Raw genomic sequence first — 22,021 nt, 5'->3', positions numbered from 1 at the left:
CCGCCCCGAATGTGACGCGGAGGCTCTCACATGGCGAGGTACGACTACGCGTGCGGACAGTGCGGCGTGTTCGAGGTCGTCCGTCCGATCGATGCCCCGGTACATGAGCCGAGGTGCGCCACATGCGGCGGAGCGGCGACGCGTGTATACACCCCGCCCGCCATCACCTCGCCCCGCTCCTCCCTGAGACGGGCGCGCGACGCCGCCGAGGCCAGCGCACACGAGCCGACGGTGCGACACCGCATGCCCGCACCACCCCGTCGTCATGCTCATCCGCCGAACCCACCGCACGCACGCCTCCCGAGGCCGTGACCCACAGGAAGGAGCGGCAGATGCCCGAAGTGCTCTTCAGCATCGACCAGTCCCGGTCGTTCTACGACCAGGCAGTCCCGCCGCACAACCGCTGGCACCCCGACATCCCGCCGGTGGCGACCGTTCGGCCCGGCACCGAGTTCCGTCTCGAATGCCGGGAGTGGTTCGACGGGACGGTGCACAACGACGACTCCGCCAACGACATCCGCGACCTCGATCTCTCGATCGTCCATCCTCTGAGCGGACCGATCGCCGTCGAGGGTGCGCAGCCCGGTGACCTGCTGGTGGTCGACATCCTCGACATCGGTCCCGTCCCACAGGAGACCGGGCCGGTCGCCGGCCAAGGCTGGGGCTACACGGGCATCTTCGCCAAGGCCAACGGCGGCGGTTTCCTCACCGAGCACTTCCCGGACGCGTACAAGGCGGTCTGGGACTTCCACGGGCAGATCGCGACCTCCCGCCACCTGCCCGGCGTGCGCTTCACCGGCATCACCCACCCAGGCCTCATCGGCACCGCCCCGTCGCACGACCTGCTCGGTCAGTGGAACGCCCGGGAGGCCGAACTCATCGCGACCGATCCCGACCGAGTGCCCCCACTCGCGTTGCCGCCGGATCCGCAAGGGGCAATCCTCGGCACGCTGGAAGGCGACGCATTCGAACGCGCCGCACGGGAGGCGGCACGAACCCAGCCGCCACGTGAGAACGGCGGCAACCAGGACATCAAGAACCTCACCCGCGGCGCCCGGATCTTCCTGCCGGTGTATGTCGAGGGTGGCAAACTGTCCGCCGGTGACCTGCACTTCAGCCAGGGCGACGGCGAGATCACCTTCTGCGGCGCAATCGAGATGGGCGGCTACCTCGATCTCGGCGTCGACCTCATCAAGGGCGGCATGCAAACCTACGGGGTGACGACGAACCCCGTGTTCTACCCCGGCAACGTCGAGCCGCGCTACAGCGAGTTCCTCACTTTCGTCGGCTTCTCCGTCGACGAAGACGGCCGCCAGCACTACCTCGACTCACAGGTCGCCTATCGGCGGGCCTGCCTGAACGCGATCGAGTACCTGACCAAGTTCGGCTACTCACCCGAGCAGGCCTACCTGCTCCTCGGAGCCGCCCCGATCGAAGGCCGTTTCAGCGGCGTGGTCGACATCCCCAACTCCTGCGCCACGCTCTATCTGCCCACCGCCATCTTCGACTTCGACATCCGCCCGTCCGGCGACGGGCCACAGAGCGCCGATCGGGGAAGCTGCGCCCGCTCAAGCTAGCGAGAGTGGTCTGCCGGGTGTGCCGTTGCGGGGTCAGGGTTTGCGGGCGATGGCGGCGTAGCAGACGGCTGCTCATGCCTTCCTTCGGTGAGTGCGTCGCGCAGACGGCACCTGGCGTGACGGGCGACCTGAGCCGAGTGGACGAGGGCACCGTAGCCGGCGCGGTCCGGGGTTGTGGTCCGGAAGCCGACCCGCGCATGCGTCGACTCCGTCAGCGTGTTCCGCTCACACACCACGGAGCGGGGCACCGCTGATGAGGTCCGCGCCGGCAGCATGCCCGGCTGCTTCGCCCTCCGGTAGCGCACCGCCCCGTCCCGTCCGGAAGCCGGGCGGAACGGGACGGGGCGCAGATGTACCGGCCGGGGACCTCGCCGCGATGGCGGAGCCCACCGCTCCGCTCCGGGAGACGTCCGCCGGGGAGTGCCCCCTGGAGGCGGAGGGTGTCAGGGGATCATCGGGTGCACTGGGGCTTGATGGGCGGCACGCTCGCGGTCCTGGCGACACGGAGGTCGTTGACGCCGTTGGTGCCGTTCTTGGCCACCGAGAGGCTGCGGCCGGGGACGGTCCAGCTCCGGCCGCCCAGAGTGATCTTCCAGTGCCCGATGGCCTGGCGTACGACCGGAGCGTACTCGACCCAGCCGAACCGCTGGCGCGGGACGGTGACCTTGACCGACTCGGTGAAGGTGTCCTGCTCGACCCAGGCATGGCTGGTGGTGAACTGAGTGCTGAAGAAATCGGAGAAGTTGAACGCCAGGGTTCCGGCGACGGCCCACTCCGAGCCGCTCGTACGAGCCCAGCCGGCCGTGTAGTCGGCCGGCCGGGTGCTGCCGTTGTACAGGACGCTGCCGACCACGCAACCGCCGTTCGCCTGGTAGGCGGAAGGAGTGGTGACGTCGACGAACGTGCAGGAGTTGTTCTTGCTGTCGGCGGCGCACTGTTCGGCGGCGTGGTTGAGCGCGAAGTCCAGCACGCCCGGTGCGGTGGCCGTGCCGCGGCCCAGCCGCCAGGTGTTGTGGAAGTTCGGGTTGGTGGTCTCGCAGCTGATCCGCTCCAACTGCCGGGAGTCGTGGAAAGCGCCGCCGGGATCGTAGTAGTCGTCCTTGAGGGCGGTGAGACACACGTCGGGGTTGCTGACCTGGCGGATCCGGTAGGCGGTGGGGTCGCTGGTGGTGTTCGGCGTCACGGGTTCGAGGGTCCACTGCTGGGCCGTTTTGCCCGTCACGCAGTCCAGGAGTTGCAGGTGCCAGGGGCCGAGGAACTCGCTCTTCTCGTCGATGCACTTGCCGTTGTTGTGCACGATGGTGAACTTTGCGCCGTTGGAGTCGGGGACGGCATGGAGCGACCACCGCTGCCGGGGAGGGTTCGCCGGGTCGACGGCGGACCGCACGATGTAGGGGTGGGCCTCCGCCGGGTCCTCGAGGTCCGCGGCGAGGCCGAGGCCGATGTTGGTGAGGTTGAGGCAGTGCAGGGTGCCGGGGCCCGCACAGCGGCCGGAGCCGATGGGCGCGAGATCGGCCCACCTCACCCAGACGCCACGCGGTGAGGACGGAGTGCCGGCCGCGAGCTGGCCGCGCTGGTAGAGGGTGGTGGAGCCGTTGCCGGCGCCGAAGACCTCGAAACCGCCCCGGGAGCTCAACCGGGCGGTCACCGACTGGAGCTGCCGCCGGCCCAGGGTGGCCCAGCCGCCCTCCCAGATGCCGTTCGGGTTGGTGCCGGGCTCGGCGGATTCGGTCTGGCTGCGGTAGGCGGCCAGGTGGTTGGCGTTCACGCCGAACAGGGTGAGTCGGCCGTCGCTGTTGGCGGCCACCACGGGCGGGCCCGCCAGGGCCGGGCCGAGGTTCAGCATGTGCGCGGTGTCCCAGGTGCCGTTGGGGCTGCTCGACGTGCCGGGTGCGCTCTGAGTGAGGGTCCAGAGCCGTCCGTCGCTCCGGTTGCCGAACACCTGCAGCAGCGTCCCGGACGTGGTCTGGTTGGTGCCCACGGCGATGTCGCCGGTGTACCCGTCGCCCAGGTCCTGCCACTTCGACCAGTTGTCCGCGGGCAGCGGTGTCTGCTGGGTGCCCGGATGTTTCTGGGCGCGATGCCACAGGTGGCCGTTGGCCGTCCGGGAGAACAGTGCGATGCGTCCGTCGGCGGTTACCACGGCGGTGGGGTTGCCGACGCGGTTGGCGCCGAGCCGCTCCCACGGACTCCAGCCGGTGCCGTTGGGGGCCGACTGGGCCCGGTGCCACAGGCCGCCGTCACCGCCGCGGACGAAGAGTTCGAGTCGGCCGTCGGTGTTGCCCCGCACCCGGCCCTGGCTGTCGGGGTTCGGGTGGGAGAAGGTGTTGTTGTTCGCGACCACGACCGGGCGCCCGGCCACGGTGGTGTTCGGGGGCGTCCCCATGTCCTGCCATGTGCCCCAGCCGCCTCCGGCGGACTGCCTCTGCCGCCAGAGGCGGTTGTCCGCGCGTCGGACGAAGACCTCCAGCCGCCCGTTCAGGTTGTGGGCCACTGCCGGGTTGCCGACGGCCTTTCCGCCGGTGTTGACCCAGTTGCGCCACTCGCCCGTGTCGGCATCGCGCACCCGCCGGTGGAGAGACCCGTTGGGGTGTCGGACGAAGACCGCCACCGACCCGTCGGCCGTGGTGGCCGTGACGGGCGTGCCCGCCGTCGCGGCGGCGGCCCGCTCCGATGTGGACGCGGCGGCAGTGGTCCGCCCCGATGTGGACGCAGTGGCGGTGGCTGGTATGACACCGCTCGTCATGAGTCCGGTGACGGCCGCAGCCGTCAGCCACCGGTAGCGGCCGGGCCATCGGTGTCGCTTCAAGGATCCGCGCATGCGGAAACCTCCCAAAGCCAGGGGTGGGGGGAAGGAGTTGCCAGATGAACGAAAGGGTCACCTGCAGGCCTGCTGCCTCGTTCAGGTGGTGAGCCGAGGGACGTTCCGGGCAGGCGATCGAGTTCCGGCGCCTGTCCGTCGGCTCTGCAGCAGGCAAAGCCCTGTCGGGTGAGGAGCGCGTCCGCCGCCTCGTACGGTGATCGGCGAAGAACCGCCCCGCGCTTGCGGGAAAACAGTAGGACGACCGGGTTCGTCCCGGTAGCGGCGCGTGCAAGCCCGACGGCGGCGTGCGTCCGCATGGAGGGCGCGGGACAGCGGCAGCACGCCCGGCAGGCACGCAGCCGGGCCGCGACTCGCTCCGGGCCGCTGAAGGGCGCCCAGAACGGGTGCGCGGTCAGCGTCGTGGCGAGGTCGCGTATCCCTGTTCCGCAGCCGGGCCTCGGTGTCGGCGACACCCCCGGGGTAGTCCTCCACGAACGGAGGCGGTCCAGCGCCTCCAGCTCCGCGGTCACCGCTGTGACCGGATGAGGACGGCTGCGAGGTGGAGTCCGGCCAGGTGGTGCAGGGCGAGTTTGTCGGTGCGCATGGCCAGGCCGTGCCATCGCTCGAGGCGGCTGATGCGCCGCTCGCCCCTGTTGCAGTCCGGTGGGCGGTACGGTCGAACGCCGGTGGCCGGCCACCGCGGCGGCTTCCGCGTCTGCGGTGGCCGGCAACGCCACCGACCTCACCGCCCAGGTCGGCGCTTCCGCAGCGGCCGGTGCCCTGGCCGGCGCCCACATCAACAGCCTGTTGGCCACCGCGGACACCGGCACGGCCCTCGCCGCAGCCCAGGACGAAACTCCCGCCCTCTGACATCCGACGCGGCACCGGCCGCCGCACGCCCTCGATGCGTGCGGGGGCCCGGGCCCCGCTCACCCTCCTTCAGCCGGCGACCGGCCCTGCTCCGGCGCTGACTCGGCATGCCCGATTCGAGAGGAATCCATGAGCACGAACCAGCCCGTACAGGGCACGCCGACCGACGGTGGGGGTGCCCCTGATCCGCGTCAACTGCGCTCGGTCCTGATCACCGTCTCGATCGCCCTGATGGCGGTCATCGCCTCGGTGACCGGGCTGAACGTCGCGCAGACCCACATGGCCGTGGAATTCGACGCTTCCCAGAGCACAGTCCTGTGGATCATCAACATCTACACCCCTGCCCTGGCCGCGCTGCTGCTGCCGCTCGGCTCCCTGGGTGACCGCCTGGGCCGCAAGCCCATGCTCGTTGCCAGGCCGGCAGTCTTCGGCATCGCCACCGCGGTCGCCGCCCTGGCCCCGACAACGGAGGTGATGATCACCACGCGCGTGGTCAGCGGCATCGGCGCCGCAATGATCATGCCGATCACGCTGGCCGTCATAACCTCCACCCTCCCCGAAGAGCAGCGCGGCCCGGGCCAGACCACCCGCCCCTGATCACAGACACTGCTCCTGGACACAGACGCAGGCCGACCTCGGGCTGGAGTGGGCGGCGGCGTAGCCGCGTCGAAGACCCTGCGAGGACGGGCCCATTGGCCTGTCAGATCATCGGGATGGCCGGTGGGCGCCACGCCGTCGGAGGTTGTCGCTCAGTATCTGCTGATAGGCCTGCTCGGCGTCCGGCATGTCCGGGACGGGGCCTGTGCGGGGGCGGACAGGGTGACGGGCGGCGGAGTTGCGCAGTTGCCGGCCGCAGCGGTCGGTGGTGCGGATCATGCGGGTGGGAGTCTGCTCGGCCGGCCAGCACAGCAACAGGTAGTCCTCGACCGGATCCTCCCGCACGGCGTCGGGGGCGGCGTCGCGGCCGCGGGCGTGGGCTCGCAGCCGGTACCAGCCCGGCCCGGCCTCGGCGAGCTCGGGGAGCTGGAGGTAGGTGTCCGGGTAGGTGTCGGGAAAGAGGATCTCCACAGCCAGTCGTCCGGTGGCCGAGTACACGCCGGCCTCGACGATCTCCTCCCAGGGGCCCGAATCGAGCTGCTCGGGCGGGCCGGGCAGGGGACGTGCCTGGACACGGACGTTTCCGGCGTAGATCCCGGTGTGGATCTTCGCGCCACGGGACATGACCACGATCAGGCCGTTGGAGTAATCGGCCCCCTCCTCTCCGAAGTCGGTGTCGGAGAGACCGGCGTCGAGGAGACAGAACTGATGGTGGCTGACGTGGACCGCGGTCCAGGAATCCGTCACGGTTCCCATCCTCTTCCCGGTGCGGCGGGCATCCTCATGGAGGACGTTCACCATCCCGCCCGACGTTCCCTCAGCCCGGCGAGCCATGCCCGTACCCGCTCGTCGTCGTGCAGGCAGCCGCCGCTCTCGCCCGCAGGGAGATCGATTCCGTAGAGGCGGTCCAGCGCCCACCAGGAGAGGTCGTCCCAGACGATCCCGCCCTCCATCACCCGCCTCGCCGCCCAGCGATCGGCCTCGTCCCGGGACAGCCGGCCCGTGACAAGCTCAACGAAGCGCTCTTCGATCTCGTCAAGGGTTGGCCGGCCGCCGGCATCCATGCCCTGACCGTGCAGGCAGGGCGAATGTTGCTTGGCACGGCACTAGCCGAGATTCAGAGCCTCATCATCCGCGTGCGTGCCGAACTCGGCGACGCGCACCTCCGCGATGTGCTCGTACCGGCTGATCCGGTCGGTCCACTCCGCGTCGACGCCGAACGCCACCTGCGCGAAGCCCACCCGCCTGACGGCCTCGGCCAGGCCCGGATCGCCAGGCGCCAGCAGCCGCACCGGCGCGTCAAGCGCCACGGTGTGCGGCGGCACGAAGTACTCGTCCGGCAGAACGGTGCGCGCATGGACGAGCGCGCCGACAGCGACAACCGAGCCGGCCCCCAAGCGTGCGCACTGCAGGACCGTCGCCGCGGTCGCCACATAGGCGCACCTGCCGGCCTCACAGCCCAGCAGCGTGGCATGCGGCCCCACGAAGACGTGATCGGCGACAAGCACCGGCTGATCGCCGGCGACCGCAGACCCGCGCAACACCGCGTTCTCGCAGATCACCGACGCCTCCCCGACCTCGATCCGAGACCCCTCGGCATCGAGCACCGCACCGTACATCACCCGCGCCCTCGGCCCCACGCGGACATCACCGACGAGCGTGGCCGTCGGGGCGACGTAGGCGGTGGGATGGACCTTCGGTTCATGCCCGCGGTGCCGGATACGGATTCCCTGCGCTTCAGCGGTCATGAGCGGATCCTCACCCGACCGACCGCGAGCATGCTGGCGGATTTCAGACGCCGCGTTCGCCGAGACATGTGCCATCCGCGGTCCGAGGCACTACAGGACGAACGTTGGCTGATACGGCACTGGAGCCCCACAGGGGTCAGTCGATGATCCCCACCGTGCATCCGTACCGAGCTGTGTACAAGTACGAGCACACGAGCGCCGGGCAACACCTTCCCCTCGACCATCCCGTCAGCGCCCGGGGTGAGGACGGCACCCCGTTCGTTGCCGGCCAGAGTGGTCTCGTCCCCGCCTGGGACAGGCCGGGCGTGTGATGCTGCCACCGGCCGCCGGAGCGGGTCCCCTTCCCGCGTGGTTCCGTGTCTCCGTGCCCGCGGAGACACGGAACCGTGGCGCGGCAGAGGCCTTGAGCGGCTGGGCCTCAGGCAGGGTTGATCTTCCACATCTGGACGGTCGCGGGGGTGCCGCCCTGTCGGCGGGTGACGTTGACGTGGACGTCGGCCGCGGCCAGCCCGCGGTGGGGGCCCAGCGCGTAGTCGGGGTCATTCGCGGGGGTGATGGTGTGGATGTAGGAGCGGCTGCTGGTCTCGTTGACCCACCAGGACTGCCGCGAGTCCGCGCCGGCACAGCGCCTGACCCACACGGCCCCCTCACCGCTGCTGCCCGGGGCCTTCTCGTTGGACAGGCAGAACTGCGGGGTGCGGCCGTACGGCTCGCTCGGGGAGATGCTGTAGCTTCCGTCCGTGCGGGGGGTGAGGCGCCAGATGCTGCCGGCGCCGTTGTTGGCCATCGGGTCACGGTCCCAGATCTGGACGCGCTGGTTCTCGGCCACGGTCTGGTGGTCGGTGGACAGATACCAGTTGCTGGCGTAGTTGCTGATGATCACATCCTGGCCCACCGGGGGTGCGGCGTGGGCCGGTGATACCGACAGCCCCGTGGTGGCCATGGCGGCCACCGCAGCGGTCAGCAGATTCCGAAGACGCCCTCGGAGCAGCAAAATCTTCTCCGTCCCTTCCCTGATCGACATCGGCGGCTGCCTGGTGCAGCCCCCGCGGTGACCAGCCTGCCTCCGCCATCGCGGCCCCGGTCAGAGCGCGGAGGACCGCGCGGGGAGCACATTCGTGCCACTCTCCGCACACGGAGGCGCGCGTCCGGGGCGACCAATCCCGCCGGTCGGGTGAAAACCGGCTTCCAAGCCCATCGACCACCCCGGCACCCGGGTTCTCAGCGCCTGCCGAGTGGTTGCCCTACCACGGTGATCAGGCCCACCACGCCGAGAGGCACGACGAGTTGGAGGCCACCTCGTCACCGTCCGCTTTACCTTGTGCCGGGGCGGCGGGCGGGGTGAGGACGCAGGGCAGGTGGGCGTGCAGGTACTGAACCTCACTTCGGCACTGCGGCCTTGGGTGCGGATGCGACGAGCGGGAAGGCCGCCGTCCCCCTGGTGGCCGGGGCTTGAGGGGCGGCTCTGCGGGGCCGCCCCTCAAGCCCGGTGAGACAGGTGCCTTCGCGGAGCGGATCGCCGGTCGGGGTGTGCCGGTTCCCGGTCGTCCAGGGCGCCTGGCAGGCAGTGGCCTCGACGGCGGCGAGGGGGTGATCAGGGCACTCCGGAGTCGTTCGTCAACTGTCCGGTCTGGTCGGCTCCTTGCGTCTCCGTCCGGGGGTGACGCGCGTCCGCGGTGTCGGACCGGAGGTTCGCGTTGCCGTGGTGCGATCGCCTGTCGGTCGCCCAGACGGCCAGCGCGCAGGCCGCGAATCCGGCCCCGAGGAGACTGGATCCGGTCCAGCTGCCGACGGCGAAGACGGCGGTGGTCGCGGCCGCACCGAGAGCGGAGCCGAGTGAGTAGAAGACCATGTAGCCCCCGATGACGCTGCTGACGCGGTCCGGGTGCGCGGTGGTGAGCAGGTGCTGGTTGCTCACGTGTACGGCCTGGACCGCGAAGTCGAGGAACACGATGCCGGCGATGAGGAGCCACAGCGACCACGGCAGCTGCGCGATCGCCGCCCACGAGAGGACCAGCAGGGCGAGCGCGAGACCGGTGACCGGGACCGTCCGTCCTGCGTCCGCCCACCGCCCGGCACGTGCCGCGCCGAGCGCGCCGGCCAGTCCGGCGATGCCGAACAGTCCGACCTGACTCTCGCTCAGTTGCCACGGTGTGTGCACCAGCGGCAGGGACAGTCCGCTCCACAGGGTTCCGAAAGACGCGAACAGGAAGAACGCGATGAGCCCGCGTGTCAGGAAGAGGCGCTGCCCGAACAGTCCGCCGAGCGAGGCGACGACCTGCCGGTACTCCGTGGGCGGGCCGGGGCGCCCCTCCGGCGGCAGTGCTGCGAGGACGAGGGCCGCCAACCCGAGTGACAGGGCCGCGAGCACGGCGTAGACGCTCCGCCAGCCCCACACGTCGGCGAGCGCGCCGGTGACGACCCGCGCGCCCAGGATGCCGACCACGACGCCCGAGGTCACGACACCGATGTTCCGTCCGCGTTCGGCGGGCTCCGAGAGCGACGCGGCGTAGGCCACCGTGGTCTGCACCACGACCGCGAACACCCCGGCCGCCGCGAGCCCGGCGAAGGCCGCCCACGCGGCTGACGCCGAGGCTGTCATGAGCATCCCCCCTGCGGTGATCGCCAGGTGCACGGCGATGAGTCTGCGCCTGTCGGCCACGTCGCCGAGCGGCACCAGCAGCACCAGTCCTGCCAGGTAGCCGAACTGTCCGGTCGCGACGATCCACCCGGTGAGTCCTTCCGGCAAACCGAGGTCGCGTCCCATCGGCTCCAGGATCGGTTGTGCGGCATAGATGCTCGCCACAGCGACACCGCACACCAGCGCGAGCAGCAACCGTCGCCATGCGTTCATCGCGCCCCAAACCGAATCAGTAGCAAAATGAAACTGATTTGACGGTACGGCATGCTGGTTTCAAACCGCAACCTATGGGAGGTGGCATGTCACGCAGCACCGGTCGTGCCCCGGACACCGGCTGGACCGACCCCGACTGCCCCGTCGCCCGCACGCTCGATCTCGTCGGCGACCGGTGGAGCCTTCTCGTCATCCGCGACGCGATGGACGGAGCACGATCGTTCACCGAGTTCCAGCGACGCACCGGCATCGCCCGCAACATCCTCGCCGACCGCCTCCGCAAGCTCACCGCTCACGGACTGCTCGCCCAGCGCACCGCACCGTCGGGCCGCCGCCAGGAGTACGTACTCACCGATGCCGGCCGCGCCCTCTTCCCCGTCATCCTCACTCTGCGCCAGTGGGGAGAACGCCACGCCTTCGCCCCCGGCGAGACCCACTCCACCCTCGTCGACCGGCACGGCGCCCCGGTACCGGAGTTCACACCGGTCACCACCGACGGCACCCCCCTCGACGCCGACACCACCCACGTGCGGAAGACCCGGTAGAAGCCCCCGGCTCCTCCAGACCTCGCGGACACCACACCCTCCACACACCCGCCCGGGAGACGGCGGTCTCAGAAGAGCCGGCCGCAGCGGCGCGGCCACCGTCCGAGCGCCCGGCCCGACCTCAACCACCGGACCGGCAAAGCGGATTCTGTCACCGGCCGGCACACCTCCCCCGGATACGCCCTGACCGGTCGACCGCTGCACCGGACTTTCCCGGCGGCCGGGTAGTCGTGCTCGGGTATGTACGCCCGCCGGACGGACGGCAGGGGTCGGTCAGCTCGGGGACGGGGTGCTTCGTCCCGCCGATGGGCGGCGTGCATTTCGCTGTGGCCCTGGCTGCTCTCGGCCTCCCATCCCCTCATACGCGGCGTATGACGCTGCGTATGACGGCAAAGGAGCGCGCAACCATCTCGCTGCCCGCGGACCTCACGGCAGCCGCGAAGGCCGCTTCCGGCGGCGACCTGTCCGCCTACATCGAGCGTGCCCTGCGGGAGCGGCAGCTGCGCCAGGCCGGCGCGCCACGCCGAGGAACTCGCCGACACCTTCGGCGAGGACGTCGCGTGACCGTGCAGCCGCAGGCCCTGGCACGCGGCCAGGTGTGGCGGGTACCGCTGGCGAACCGGACCTGGGCGATGGTGATCGGCGAAACCGGTGGGGCACCGGACACCGTCGTCACGGCGCCCCTGGCAGAACCCGTGCACGGTGTGGCCGTGGCCGTCGATCTCGCCGGCCTCCGGCACCTCGTCTGTGGCGCACCTGCGTGAGACCACCGCCGGCGCAGGGCTCCCGCTCTCCGACGAGGAGTTCGCCGAGTGGGACGGGACCGGCCGCCAGGCGGTTGTGTTCGGATCGGCCGGCCGTTGGTCCTGGTGTGCCGTTGACCGAGCTTCTTCGGCAGCGTCCACCGTGCGGCCCGGCAGCGCCGGTGAGTACCGGACCAGCCCGCCGACCGGGTCCGGGCGGGGCGGGACACGAGCCGGTTCTCAGAGGCGGTCGTTCAGACAGTCCTGGAGGTGTTCGATCAAATCGTCGGCCGCACCGAGGTCCTCGCTCTTGTCGGTGACCAGGGTGTGCCCGCCGTGCTCCAGCCGGTACTCGAAGCGGTCCCGGGCCCTGTCGGAGACGACACGGTCGGGGAGCTCGTCGAAGTCCACCTCGTCCAGGAGGGAGTCGAGGGTGCCCCGCTCGGCGTCGGACAGTGCCCGGGCCGAGCGGGTGCCCCTGCGGCCGGTGATGCGGACCTCGCCGTCGGAGGCGACGTCGATGCCGCGCTGGACCCCGGCGATACCGCCGCTGACGGTGAGGCTCACCCCGTCGGACGAGCCGAGCGGGTCGAGGCCGCACCCGGCGAGTGCCAGGACCGAGACGGGGAGGGCGAGGATCCGCCATGAGCCTGTCTTCACGTTTCCCTCCCCATCGGCCGGTCGTACACAGCTTACTGACGGGTCAACGACGGGTCATGCGGTTCGCCGGAACGTGACGGTGAGGTTCTCCGTGATCACCTTCCTGCCGTAGGACCAGCCGAATCCGGTCCGGCCGTCCGGCGCCTCGATGCCGATCGAAGCGTATTCGCCGCGTGAGTCGTCGCTTTCCCCCAGGTCGCGGTAGTGGAACGTGATGGTGCCGTCCTGGCCGAGGACCGCCTGGAAGGTGATGCGCGCGCTGCCGGCGAAGAAGCCGGCGTTGCGCCACTCCACCACGAAGCGCCGGTCCTCTCCCGCGCCGGCCGTTCCCGTCCACACCGAGCTCTCCGCGTCGAGTTCCAGGTCGTCCCAGAAGGGGTAGATGCCGCCGTCCGGCTTGGTGGTGCCGGGGAGGGGGGAGTTCGCCCAGTGGGCCACCCAGCCGTCGAAGGAGAGGGCGCCGTTCGTCGAGAGCGTGGCCTTCGTCTCGGTGCCGTCGTAGAAGGGGAAGGCGAACGGCAGGTCGATCTCGACGCCTTCTTCGTCGCCGGACAGTTGTATCCGGGTGTCCACGGGCAGGGGTGCGCCGTCGGCTGTGGCGCACCGGTACCCGCCGCCGTCGACGCGTTGCTCCAGTCCGAAGTCGAGCCGTTCGTCGTTGTCCACGGTGATCGTGCGGCTGCCGGTCTCCCGGCAGCCGTCCGCCCGCACGGTGACCGAGAGATCGCCCGCCGGCAGCGCCGGGATGCGGTAGCCGCCGTCCGGGCCGGTGCGGACGGCGCGCTCGGCGACGCCCGTGGTGGTGACCTCGGCGTCGGCGACCGGCTCGCCCCGGTGGTCGACGACGGTGCCGGTCACCGAGTTGCGGTCGAGCACCAGGTCGAGCGTTCCCTCCGGCGCCCGGACGGTCAGCGACGTCCCGCCGTCGACGGGGGCGTACCCGTCCGCCGTGGCCACGATCCGGTGTTCGCCGTAGGGCAGCGGCAGTGTGTAGCGGCCGTCGGAGCCGGTGGTGGTGCGTGGCTCGGCCCCTTCCGCCCGCTCGGCCCGCACGGTGACACCGGCGATCGGTTCACCGGTGTCCAGGTCGGTGACGCGGCCGCGCAGCACGGCCGGCACGTCCGCGCGGTAAGCGGTGCCCGGGCGGAGCCACGGGCGGTTGGCGTTGAGGGGCACCGCGACTGTTCCGTCGGCGTTCTCCATGCCTGCGGTCGCGGAGCCGCCGCGTGCCGTGTCGGTGTCGCCCAGGCCGACGTACTCGAAGACGACCGAACCACGCTCGTGCAGCACCGCCTGGACGGTGACGCGCTCCTGGGTGCCGTAGATCAGAGCGTTCCGCCACTCGACGGCGAAGCGCCGGTCGGGGGCGGTGCCGTCGGTGCCGGTGCGGATCTCGGCCGATCCGTCGATCACCAGGTCGTCCCAGAACGGCATCACGGCCGCGTTCGGCCGGCCACCGTGCGGGAGGGGGGAGTTTATCGGCATGGTGCTGCCTGCGGTAAAGCTGAGGAAGCCGTTGGTGCCGACCCAGGCGGCGTCGTAGGTCTCCTGGTAGAAGGGGAAGCGGAACGGCAGGTCGGTCTGTCCGAAGGCGTCGTCACCGGTGATCGCCAGCGCTCGGGTAGTGGTGACCGGGTCGGGAGCGGTGCCGTAGCAGGACTGGCCGAACGGGTCGATCCGTGCGGGCTGGTGGAGGTCGATGGAGGTGTCCCGGTCGGTCACGGCGACCTCGCCGGTGCCGCCCAGGGTGCAGCCGGCCTCACCGCCGCTGATCCGGTAGGTGCCGGTGGGCACGCCCTCGATACGGAAGCGGCCCTGTTCGTCGCTGGTGGTGGCGGCCAGCGGGGTGTCGTGCAGGCGCACGGCACTGCCGACGACCGGTGCGCCGCCCGCGTCCAGCACTCTCCCGCTCACGGCGTGGGTGGGCATGGGGAGCAGCGGAAGGTCCGTCTCGGTGGTGGCGTTCTCGGTGACGGTGACCGTGCGGGTGCGTTCCTGCAGGGCGAAGGCGCTGGAGCCCACCTGGTACTCCCCGACCGGCAGCACGAGCCCGGCCCGGCCGTCGCTGCCGGTGACGGTGAGGCGCGTGCGCCCGGACGAGGCGGTCGCGGTCACCCGAGCGCCGCTGACCGGAGTGCCGTCGTCGCCCCGGGTGACGGCCAGGCTCAGCGTGCCCACGGGGTCGTCGGGTGCGGCGGCCAGGGCCGCGGGGACGTTCAGCCGTCCCTCCCCCCAGACGCTGTTGGCGTCCGCGTCGCCGCCGCAACCGGTGTCGTCCACGTCGGTCGCCGAGGCGTCCAGCACCTTCCGGGTCGCCTCGGGATCGCCGAAGAGCTGCGGGGAGTGGGACCACAGGACCGCGACCGCGCCCGCCACGTGCGGTGCGGCCATCGAGGTGCCCTTGTGGCGCACGTAGCCGCCGTCGTGCGAGGCGGACAGGATGTCCACCCCGGGTGCGGAGATGTCGGGCCGCGGGACCGTGTCGGTCGAGCCCCGGCTGGAGAAGTCGCCGATGGCGTGGTCGGCGTCGTAGGCGGCGACCGCGTAGGTGGTGGGGTAGTCGGCGGGTGAGCCCATGGTGTCGCAGGAGGGGCCGGAGTTGCCCGCGGCGAAGACGGGGAAGATGCCGACCTCCGTCCAGCGCCGCACGATCTCCTCGTAGAAGGGGTCGTGGCTCGACAGGCCCCAGGAGTTGTTCACGATGTTGGGGGCCAGCTCGGGGCGGGGCTTCTCGCCGGCGAGGTTGGTGGGGGCGATGACCCACTGGCCGGAGGCGAGCAGCGATTCGGTGGTGCAGGTCCTGTTCTCGCAGCCCTTGGCGGCGATCCAGGTGGCGTCCGGAGCGACCCCGATCCGGTGCGGTCCGCCGCCGACGATCGTGCCGGTGGTGTGGGTGCCGTGCCCGTTGTTGTCGCAGGGTTTGAGCGAGGGGCGGCCGCATTTCCGCGCCGGGTCGTACCAGTTGTAGTCGTGGTCGTAGGTGCCGTCACCGCGGTTGCCGCGGTAGCTGCCGGCCAGCGCCTCGTGCTCGAAGTTGACGCCGGTGTCGATGGTGGCGACGACCACGCCCTGGCCGCGGGCCCCGGTGTCCTCCCAGGCTCGGGGGGCACCGATGTCGGTGACGCCCCAGGCGGTCTCGTCGGCCGCGACCTGTGCGTCCTGCGCGGTGCCGACGGCGGCCTCGCCGGTCAGGTGGATGTCGGGCACCTGCCGGATCTCCCGTACCGAGGGCAGCTCGGCGATCCGCCGGGCGAGCCGTGCGTCGCCGCGCTCGACGTGCACGGCGTTGACGATCCAGTAGCTGGTGTGCGGGGTGCGGGACTCCTCCAGCAGGGCCAGCAGGCCGTGCTGGCTCCGTTCGGCGGTGCGCACGAGTTCCGCGCGGCCGCGGGCGGTGCGCTTCCCGTGGTCGTCGATTGTGCCGAGGCGGGACAGGTCGGCCGTCTCGGTCAGCAGTACGTAGAAGTCGGTGGGGCCCGTGCCGAGTTCGTTGAGCAGCGCGGGGTCGATCTTGCCGGTGCTCGGTGCCGCCGGTGCCGCGGCGGGCACGGCGGCGAGCACGGGAGTGGTGGGGAGCACTGCCACGAACAGGGCGAGCACCAGGGAGAGCAGGCTTGCGGGTTTCGGCGGGACCCGCCCTCTGCGGCGTCGGGCGGGGTGGGGACCTGGCACGGGACCTCCTTGCCGGACGGATGGGCGCGACGCACCGCCGCCGAAGCCGGGAAGGCGTTCGGCGGCGGCGCGCTCGCGGGTGGGAAGCAGCCGGGTGCCGTGGTGCGGCTACCAGCCGGGAATCTGCTCGACCTGCTGGTTCAGCAGGTCGAGGGCCTGGTCGGCGGGGAGCCCCGCGGTGGTCTCGTACTCGGGGGCCCGCCAGCGGACCTCGATGGACTCGGCCAGTGCGCCGCCGTCCTCGCGGGCGAGGTCGGCGCGGGAGATGCCGTCGAGCAGGTGGTCGACCGCTTCGATGTCCCCCCGGGTGACGAGCGGTGCCTCACCCTGGCCGTTTCCGTTCGCGTACTCGATGAGCGGCTGGAGCCGCAGCATCACCTCGCCGAACTCGGTGGCCAGCGCGTCGTTCTCCTCCAGGATGGGGTTGAGCAGCGGGCTGTCCTCGTTGTAGAGCTGGACGTAGTAGGCGGCCGCGGGGGAGATCTCGGGCAGCAGGTCGCGGGCCCGGTACAGGGTTGCGCGTACGTCCGCCTCGTCCGGGCCGTCCTCCGGGTAGTCGATCGTGGGGAGCCGGGTGCCGGACACGCAGGTGCAGCTCTCGCTGCTGTCCGACGGGGGTGTGTCGGATTCGACGCCGACCCCGGACCACGCGGTCGCGACGAGGTCCCCCACCTGCGACTCCTTGCCGTACAGGCGCCAGGCCGCCGCGACGGTGGCGTTGCGGGCGTCGGCGAAGGTCGAGCGCTCGAAGAGGTAGTCGGTCAGAGCCAGGTAGAAGATGCGGTCGGCCTGGCCGTTCAGCAGCGAGTAGTCGGCCCGGTAGAACGCGTGGTTGGGGATGCCGCTGTTGATGTGCACCCCGCCGTTGTCGTAGCACGGCGTCTCGTAGTCGCGCATGTGCGCGGGCTGGTCGTACTTCTCCGGGTCCTTCATACTGCGGATCACGCCGACCGGGCTCCCGTCACCCATGAGCCAGTCGTTGCTGCCGCGCCAGGACCGCTCGACCATCTCGCCGAAGATGTCCGAGTAGCTCTCGTTCAGCGCACCGGACTGGTCGCGGTACTCCAGTCCCGCGGTGTGTTCGGTGACCGCGTGGGTCAGTTCGTGGGCGGCGATGTCGAGCACCGCCATCCCCTCGCCGAAGACCATCTTCTCGCCGTCCCAGTAGGCGTTCCGGAACTCGTGGCCGTACCGGACACCGCTGACCAGGGAGGCTCCGGCGCCGTCGTAGCTGTCCCGGCCCAGGGTGTCCTTGTAGTAGCGGTACGTGGCGCCCGTGTAGTCGTACGCCTGGTTGACGTCGCGCACGCCGGAGAGCTGGGTCCCCTCGGTGCGGGAGGGCGTGGCGGGCAGGGTTTCGTCCTCGCTGTGGACGTAGTCGTAGACGCGACGGTCGAGGCCGTACCGGTGCCGGTCCTCCACGTCGAGGATGCCGCGGCCGGTGCGGGCGTCCACGAAGTACTCGTTGGACACCTGGTGGGCGTCGTCCATGAGCCAGACCCGCCAGACCAGCTGCGATCCGTCGTCGGCCGGGGTGGCGCCCGGCCGGAGGTACAGGCGGGGCTCTTCGACCAGCCTTCCGCCGGGCAGGGCCCGCCGGGCCTCGGCGACCGCCGCGCCGGCGTCGATGGCCGGCTCGGTGGGAGCGTCCTCCAGACCGGGCCGGAAGCCGTTCGTGACCGACCACACCTCGGTGCCCGAGGGGTCGAGGTGGATGCCCACCCGGCCCTGGTGGACCGGAACTCCGTTGACGACCTGCTCGTACCACAGGCTGGTCTCCGTGACGCCCGGGCCGGCCGCGCGGTTGGCGGAGGCGGCACCCCGCTCCCTGTCGGGGCGCAGGAACGCCGTGGGGTCGTCGCCGGTGGATATCAGGGCGCGGTGCGCGCGGAGCCATGCCCTGCCGTCTCCGGGGAAGGGGCTCTCGAGCAGGACGGAGGACGGAGTACCGGTCTTCGGGTTCCAGGCGGTGACCGCCCTACCGTTCTCCGGACCACGCAGCCTCGCCACCGCACGGGCGGCTGCCGGGTCGGCGCCGGCCGCCGCCGCGCTGTCGTCGGCGGGGGCCTCGGCACCACGCGCGGGAAGGGCCGCGGCACCACGCGCGGGAAGGGCCGCGGCCGACGGTGCGAGGACCGCGGCGAGCAGCACCCCGGACATCACGGCGGCGCCGCGGCGGGTGGGCACGGCCCGGTGGAGCGGTCCGCCGGTCCACCGGAGGCCGAGCGCGGGGACGGCTGCGGCCGCCGCCCAAGCCGTACCGAGCAGCACGGCGGACGGCACATCGACGCGGAGGCCGACCAGGCCGCTCTCAGGAGCGAGTGCGGCCGACACGGTGGCCGCCGCGGCCAGTTGGAGGCCGTACCCGACGAGCGCGGCGGGCAGCAGCACCCGGCGGGGCAGACCGACCCGGCGGGACTGCCGGACCACGGCGCGGGCCAGCAGTACACCCGGCAGTGCGGGCACCAGGAAGGCCAGGGCGAGCCAGGGCACGCGGTCCACCAGGACCGGCAGGGACGCCTCACCGGTGACTGCTCCAGCGCCTACGTCCCACTCGACCGGAACGCCGGTGGCCGCGCCGAAGGCGAGGAGAGGGGCGTCCGCCCGGCTGTCGAGGAACAGGACGGCCAGTCGTGCCGACGCACCGGGCGCGGCGTCGGAGAACCAGACCACCGCCGTGGACAGGACCGCGGCGAGGAGGAGCGCCGGGAACGCGGCGGTGGCGGCGCACCGGCCGAGAAGGGAGAGCGGCAACCGTCTTAAGGTCACGGTGTCTTCCTTGTCGTACGAGTCCCCACTCGTCTCTCTCCTGCCCGTCGAGCGCCTTGCCCCCTCGAAGAACACTCAAGCCCGGCGAGGACCAACGGTTACTGACGGCGAGCCAACCTACACGTTCTGATCATTTCTGTGAAAGGAATTTACGATCAAGGCAACATGAGCCCATGCGACCACCACATGGTTCACATTTCGCAGCCCGGCGCTACGGGGGCGGACGGGACGTCGGGCAGCCGGTCGGCACAAGCCGAGCCGACGCGGTACGGGAGACTGACCCTGCGTGAGTTGTGCCGGCAGATGCACGACGAGTTGCGCTCAGCACGACTGGTGGAGTTGCTGGACGCCGCTTTCCAGCAGCCTCCGGAACCGGTGTTCCCGCCGCAGCACTGCTGCCAACGGCTGGTGAGGGGCGGCACCGAGCAGGTGCGCATCGCGGAGGCGGCCGACCGGATCGCGGCGGCGATGGTCACGGTCACGCCACCGGGCATCCCGGTGCTGATGCCGGGTGAGAGCGTCGGCGCCCCCCGACGGCCCACTCCTGCGCTACCTCACCGCACTGGAGTCCTTCGACCGCCGCTTCCCCGGCTTCCGCAGCGAGACGCACGGAGTGACGGTCGACGCGGAGACCGGCGACTACCGGATCGAGTGCCTGCGACCGGGCCGGGACAAGCACCGCGCCGCACCCCCGGCCCGGCGCCACGCCCCGCGACCGGCGGACGCCCGGCAGCCCTGACACCGGGACGCGAGACCGTGCCGCGGCCTCGCGTCCCTCCGTAGGACACGCTCCAATGCTCCAGCAACGGTTCGTGCCCCGAGCTGGTGTTTGTCATTGCCCTGGCTTGGAGGGCCTGTCTGAAGCCGCACGCCGGGCCAGCGAGTTGGGGTCGGTGTTCGCGCGGGCGGCGGGCCGGTTCGGTCGGGCGGATCTGCGGTGGCGGGTGCGGGACCATGCCCGCGGACGGTTTCCAGCGGCTGTCGAACAGCAGCGTCCGGGACGCCGATGCCCTGCGCGACGACGTCCGTGCCCACGTCGGTGAGTCTCTCGGCCCGGGCGGGGGCTTGGCGGGCCGGGGCGATTCCGCTGCTGGTCATCACGACCGCACAGCTGACGCTGGTGCTCGACGACTCGATCGTGAACATCGCGCTGCCGAGCATCCAGCAGAACTCGGCGTGACGGCGGAGCACCTGCCGTGGGTGGTCAGCGCCTACATCCTCGCGTTCGGATCGCTGCTCCTGCCGGGAAGCCGGATCGGCGATCCGTGGGGACGCCGCCGCACCCGGGGTGGAGGTGCGGGTGGCGGTGTGTGCTCGTGCAGGACGCCGCGGACCGGCTTGGAGGCTCATGTACCGGCGAGACGAAGGGGCTCAGACGCCGTAGTGCACGAAGGACGCCCAGGCGCTGGGATGGTCGGGACGGCGGGCGCGCTCCGCGACGAGGGCGTCGCGGAGGGCCGCGGCGCTGCCGGTGTGGTCGAACAGAGGTCGGCCGGGGCTGGTGAGCAGCCGCTCGTAGACGTCCCGGGCGATACGCGCGGTGGGTGCGTCGGGGACGGGCCACAGGGTACCGATGACGGTCTGGAACTCGGAGTACATCAAGGCGGCGGTGAGACTGATCCACTCGTCGAGGACGAGGGCGCCGCCGGCGGCGGTGGCGCACGCGGCCAGGAAGCCGAACTCGGCCTGTGCCGTGGGAAGATCCGCCAGATCGGAGACGGTCAGCGGGCGGTCGTGGAGCGAGAGGTGGCTCTGGAGAGGGTCGTCCGGGTCCTGAACGGCGTGGCAGTCGAAGTGGGCCCAGGCATGTTCCTGGAGTGCGGCTCCCACCCGGCCGTGGCAGGCCTCGGGGCCGGCGAGGACGGTGAGGCCGTCCGGGGGGAGGAGGCTCCGCAGCCGTGCGTGGGTGCGGGCGGTGGCCGGAAGGTGCTCGGTGTCCGGGGTGACGAGGAGGAGGCGGCGGTGGTGGGCGGGAGCGCCGCGCGGGTTGTCGCGGGCCTTCCGGGCGGTGACGAGGCGGTGCATGGTGGGCGCGTAGGAGGAGACGGCCAAATCGGGCACAGAGGTGCCCTCCCCCGCGCCCCGGGGTGCCGCCGCATGCAGCGGAAGGGTGGTGAGGGGACCGGTGGGCACCCACCACATGCGTGAGTTGCCGGACGACAGCTCCAGGGCATTCAGGACGGGTTCCGCGACGGCGCGCCAGAGCCAGTCCAGTACGTCCCGGACGACCTCCTCCCGTTCCGCGCCGGTGAGTTCGGTCATCGCGACCACGTACCGTTCGGCCCAGTCACGGCAGTCCTCGGCAGTCAGGCCGGGAAGCGGGAGACGAACGGGCTCGTCGCGGTCCCGGCGGGCGATCAGCGCGTCGCAGTGCCACGGGCTGACGTTGACGTAGACGACGGGGCCCTCGTCCGCAGCGGGTTTGAGGTGGGTGCCGTAGTCCGGTTTCGTGAAGACGGGGGCGCCGCCGAGCCCGGCCCCCCTGGAGAGCTTCTCCCACTGCTGCTCGAAGCCGCTGAGCGGGGGGCCGTCTGTCGCCGCCCCGCCACGCAGGCCGGCGTTCAGCCGGTGGTAGACGCGGACGACCGGGTTGCTGTCCCCGGCCAGCCCTTCCATCCGGACGTCCCGCGGGGTGACGCGCGAGCGCGCGGAACCCGCGGGGACGTGAATCCGCGGCTCCAGCATGGCGTGCGCCCGGTCCATCCGCCGGGCTCGCCGGGGCTGCCTCTCCCGCAGTTCCTCGCGGGGCGACCGGGTCTTCGTGTGCCGCATCCACAGGTTGGCGCGCCCGTGCTCCAGGAGCTCCACGGCGCGGGTGGTGTCACCTGCGTCGAGGGCGCACGCCGCCGCCTCCGAGGCCAGCCTGGGGTGGTCGGCGAGCACCTCCAGCATCTGCTCACGCGCCCCCCACAGCGCCCTGGGCAACAGTTCGACGGCGGTGGCCAGATCGCGGTACCCGGCTGCCGGGCCCTGCGCGTCGGCTGCCGAACGTCCGCTCTCGTAGGCGGTCCGCAGCCGTACCTGGACGGCGATGCCCGGAGTGCGGCTCACCTCCCGGCGCAGCTTCCTGAGGGAGGGAAGGCGGCGTTCGAGCTCGTCGGGCAGGGGCTCGGGCCGGTCCAGGCGGGTCTGGTAGGCATCGAAGAGGTTGCCGGTGGCCCGTGCGCGGGTGGGGCTTCCGGG

At 71.4% G+C, this 22,021-nt stretch carries 18 protein-coding genes and 3 pseudogenes; 11 read left to right on the top strand and 10 right to left on the bottom strand.

What is annotated here, in order from left to right; translation table 11 throughout:
• Positions 1-30: 30 nt before the first annotated feature.
• Positions 31-312: an FmdB family zinc ribbon protein gene (locus tag L7D48_RS29525; RefSeq protein ID WP_374490852.1), complete on the top strand. Its 282-nt coding sequence runs from the start codon at positions 31-33 to the stop codon at positions 310-312.
• A gap of 20 nt (positions 313-332) precedes the next feature.
• Positions 333-1,577: a formamidase gene (gene fmdA / locus L7D48_RS03265; protein ID WP_237877186.1), complete on the top strand. Its 1,245-nt coding sequence runs from the start codon at positions 333-335 to the stop codon at positions 1,575-1,577.
• A gap of 451 nt (positions 1,578-2,028) precedes the next feature.
• On the opposite strand, the gene L7D48_RS03260 is transcribed toward fmdA, so the two are convergent.
• Positions 2,029-4,143 carry an RICIN domain-containing protein gene (locus L7D48_RS03260; protein ID WP_237877184.1) on the bottom strand — a complete coding sequence of 705 codons (2,115 nt, stop codon included), beginning with the start codon at positions 4,141-4,143 and terminating at the stop codon, positions 2,029-2,031.
• A 19-nt stretch (positions 4,144-4,162) separates the two neighbouring features.
• On the opposite strand from L7D48_RS03260, the gene L7D48_RS03255 reads away from it, so the two are divergent.
• The 3 genes and pseudogenes from L7D48_RS03255 to L7D48_RS03245 all read left to right on the top strand — a co-directional run.
• Entirely contained in the window at positions 4,163-4,360 is a 198-nt protein-coding gene (locus L7D48_RS03255) for a hypothetical protein (RefSeq protein ID WP_237877182.1), read from the top strand.
• A gap of 740 nt (positions 4,361-5,100) precedes the next feature.
• Complete coding sequence (locus L7D48_RS03250) at positions 5,101-5,250, top strand: hypothetical protein (RefSeq protein WP_374490847.1); 150 nt, start codon at positions 5,101-5,103, stop codon at positions 5,248-5,250.
• A 129-nt stretch (positions 5,251-5,379) separates the two neighbouring features.
• Positions 5,380-5,823 (top strand): annotated as a pseudogene (locus L7D48_RS03245) (MFS transporter); the annotation flags it as partial.
• A 132-nt stretch (positions 5,824-5,955) separates the two neighbouring features.
• Here L7D48_RS03245 and L7D48_RS03240 read toward each other — a convergent pair.
• From L7D48_RS03240 to L7D48_RS03220, 5 genes are all read right to left on the bottom strand, one after another.
• Complete coding sequence (locus L7D48_RS03240) at positions 5,956-6,594, bottom strand: hypothetical protein (protein ID WP_237877179.1); 639 nt, start codon at positions 6,592-6,594, stop codon at positions 5,956-5,958.
• A 47-nt stretch (positions 6,595-6,641) separates the two neighbouring features.
• Complete coding sequence (locus L7D48_RS03235; protein ID WP_237877178.1) at positions 6,642-6,911, bottom strand: hypothetical protein; 270 nt, start codon at positions 6,909-6,911, stop codon at positions 6,642-6,644.
• A gap of 42 nt (positions 6,912-6,953) precedes the next feature.
• Positions 6,954-7,595, bottom strand: a complete 642-nt coding sequence (locus tag L7D48_RS03230) for a gamma carbonic anhydrase family protein (RefSeq protein WP_237877176.1) — start codon at positions 7,593-7,595, stop codon at positions 6,954-6,956.
• A gap of 418 nt (positions 7,596-8,013) precedes the next feature.
• Positions 8,014-8,538 carry an RICIN domain-containing protein gene (locus L7D48_RS03225; protein ID WP_237877174.1) on the bottom strand — a complete coding sequence of 175 codons (525 nt, stop codon included), beginning with the start codon at positions 8,536-8,538 and terminating at the stop codon, positions 8,014-8,016.
• Positions 8,539-9,189: 651 nt separating this feature from the next.
• Complete coding sequence (locus L7D48_RS03220) at positions 9,190-10,449, bottom strand: MFS transporter (protein ID WP_237877172.1); 1,260 nt, start codon at positions 10,447-10,449, stop codon at positions 9,190-9,192.
• Positions 10,450-10,535: 86 nt separating this feature from the next.
• Between L7D48_RS03220 and L7D48_RS03215 the strand changes: the two genes are divergently transcribed.
• The 3 genes and pseudogenes from L7D48_RS03215 to L7D48_RS03205 all read left to right on the top strand — a co-directional run.
• Entirely contained in the window at positions 10,536-10,994 is a 459-nt protein-coding gene (locus L7D48_RS03215) for a helix-turn-helix domain-containing protein (protein ID WP_237877170.1), read from the top strand.
• A gap of 371 nt (positions 10,995-11,365) precedes the next feature.
• The gene (locus L7D48_RS03210; protein WP_237877168.1) at positions 11,366-11,758 is read left to right on the top strand and encodes a hypothetical protein; all 393 of its coding nucleotides are present in this window, start codon (positions 11,366-11,368) and stop codon (positions 11,756-11,758) included.
• A pseudogene (locus L7D48_RS03205) lies at positions 11,724-11,825 on the top strand (oxidoreductase); the annotation flags it as partial. The gene L7D48_RS03210 and the pseudogene L7D48_RS03205, both read left to right, overlap by 35 nt.
• Positions 11,826-11,977: 152 nt before the next feature.
• Here L7D48_RS03205 and L7D48_RS03200 read toward each other — a convergent pair.
• The 3 genes from L7D48_RS03200 to L7D48_RS29375 all read right to left on the bottom strand — a co-directional run bounded on the left by L7D48_RS03200 (position 11,978) and on the right by L7D48_RS29375 (position 18,838).
• Positions 11,978-12,397: a hypothetical protein gene (locus L7D48_RS03200; protein ID WP_237877166.1), complete on the bottom strand. Its 420-nt coding sequence runs from the start codon at positions 12,395-12,397 to the stop codon at positions 11,978-11,980.
• 54 nt (positions 12,398-12,451) lie between these two features.
• A complete protein-coding gene (locus L7D48_RS03195; RefSeq protein ID WP_237877164.1) occupies positions 12,452-16,069 on the bottom strand; it encodes a carboxypeptidase regulatory-like domain-containing protein in 3,618 nt (1,205 codons plus the stop codon).
• Between the two features lie 108 nt (positions 16,070-16,177).
• Positions 16,178-18,838 (bottom strand): M4 family metallopeptidase, encoded by a 2,661-nt coding sequence (locus tag L7D48_RS29375; protein WP_237877162.1) that lies wholly within the window; start codon positions 18,836-18,838, stop codon positions 16,178-16,180.
• Between the two features lie 165 nt (positions 18,839-19,003).
• Here L7D48_RS29375 and L7D48_RS29370 point away from each other — a divergent pair.
• The 3 genes and pseudogenes from L7D48_RS29370 to L7D48_RS29520 all read left to right on the top strand — a co-directional run.
• Positions 19,004-19,315, top strand: a pseudogene (locus tag L7D48_RS29370) (hypothetical protein); the annotation flags it as partial.
• Positions 19,316-19,349: 34 nt separating this feature from the next.
• Positions 19,350-19,577: a hypothetical protein gene (locus L7D48_RS29365; RefSeq protein WP_308312210.1), complete on the top strand. Its 228-nt coding sequence runs from the start codon at positions 19,350-19,352 to the stop codon at positions 19,575-19,577.
• 300 nt (positions 19,578-19,877) lie between these two features.
• The gene (locus tag L7D48_RS29520; RefSeq protein WP_374490836.1) at positions 19,878-20,018 is read left to right on the top strand and encodes a hypothetical protein; all 141 of its coding nucleotides are present in this window, start codon (positions 19,878-19,880) and stop codon (positions 20,016-20,018) included.
• A 191-nt stretch (positions 20,019-20,209) separates the two neighbouring features.
• On the opposite strand, the gene L7D48_RS03175 is transcribed toward L7D48_RS29520, so the two are convergent.
• Positions 20,210-22,021 (bottom strand): CHAT domain-containing protein (locus L7D48_RS03175; RefSeq protein ID WP_237877161.1); only part of this gene is annotated, 1,812 nt, incomplete at its 5' end.

The sequence above is a fragment of the Streptomyces sp. ICN903 genome (assembly GCF_022015835.1).
Lineage (GTDB): Bacteria > Actinomycetota > Actinomycetes > Streptomycetales > Streptomycetaceae > Streptomyces > Streptomyces fenghuangensis.
The sequence above is the reverse complement of the archived record's forward strand: the minus strand, read 5'-3'. Positions and strand labels throughout refer to the sequence as shown.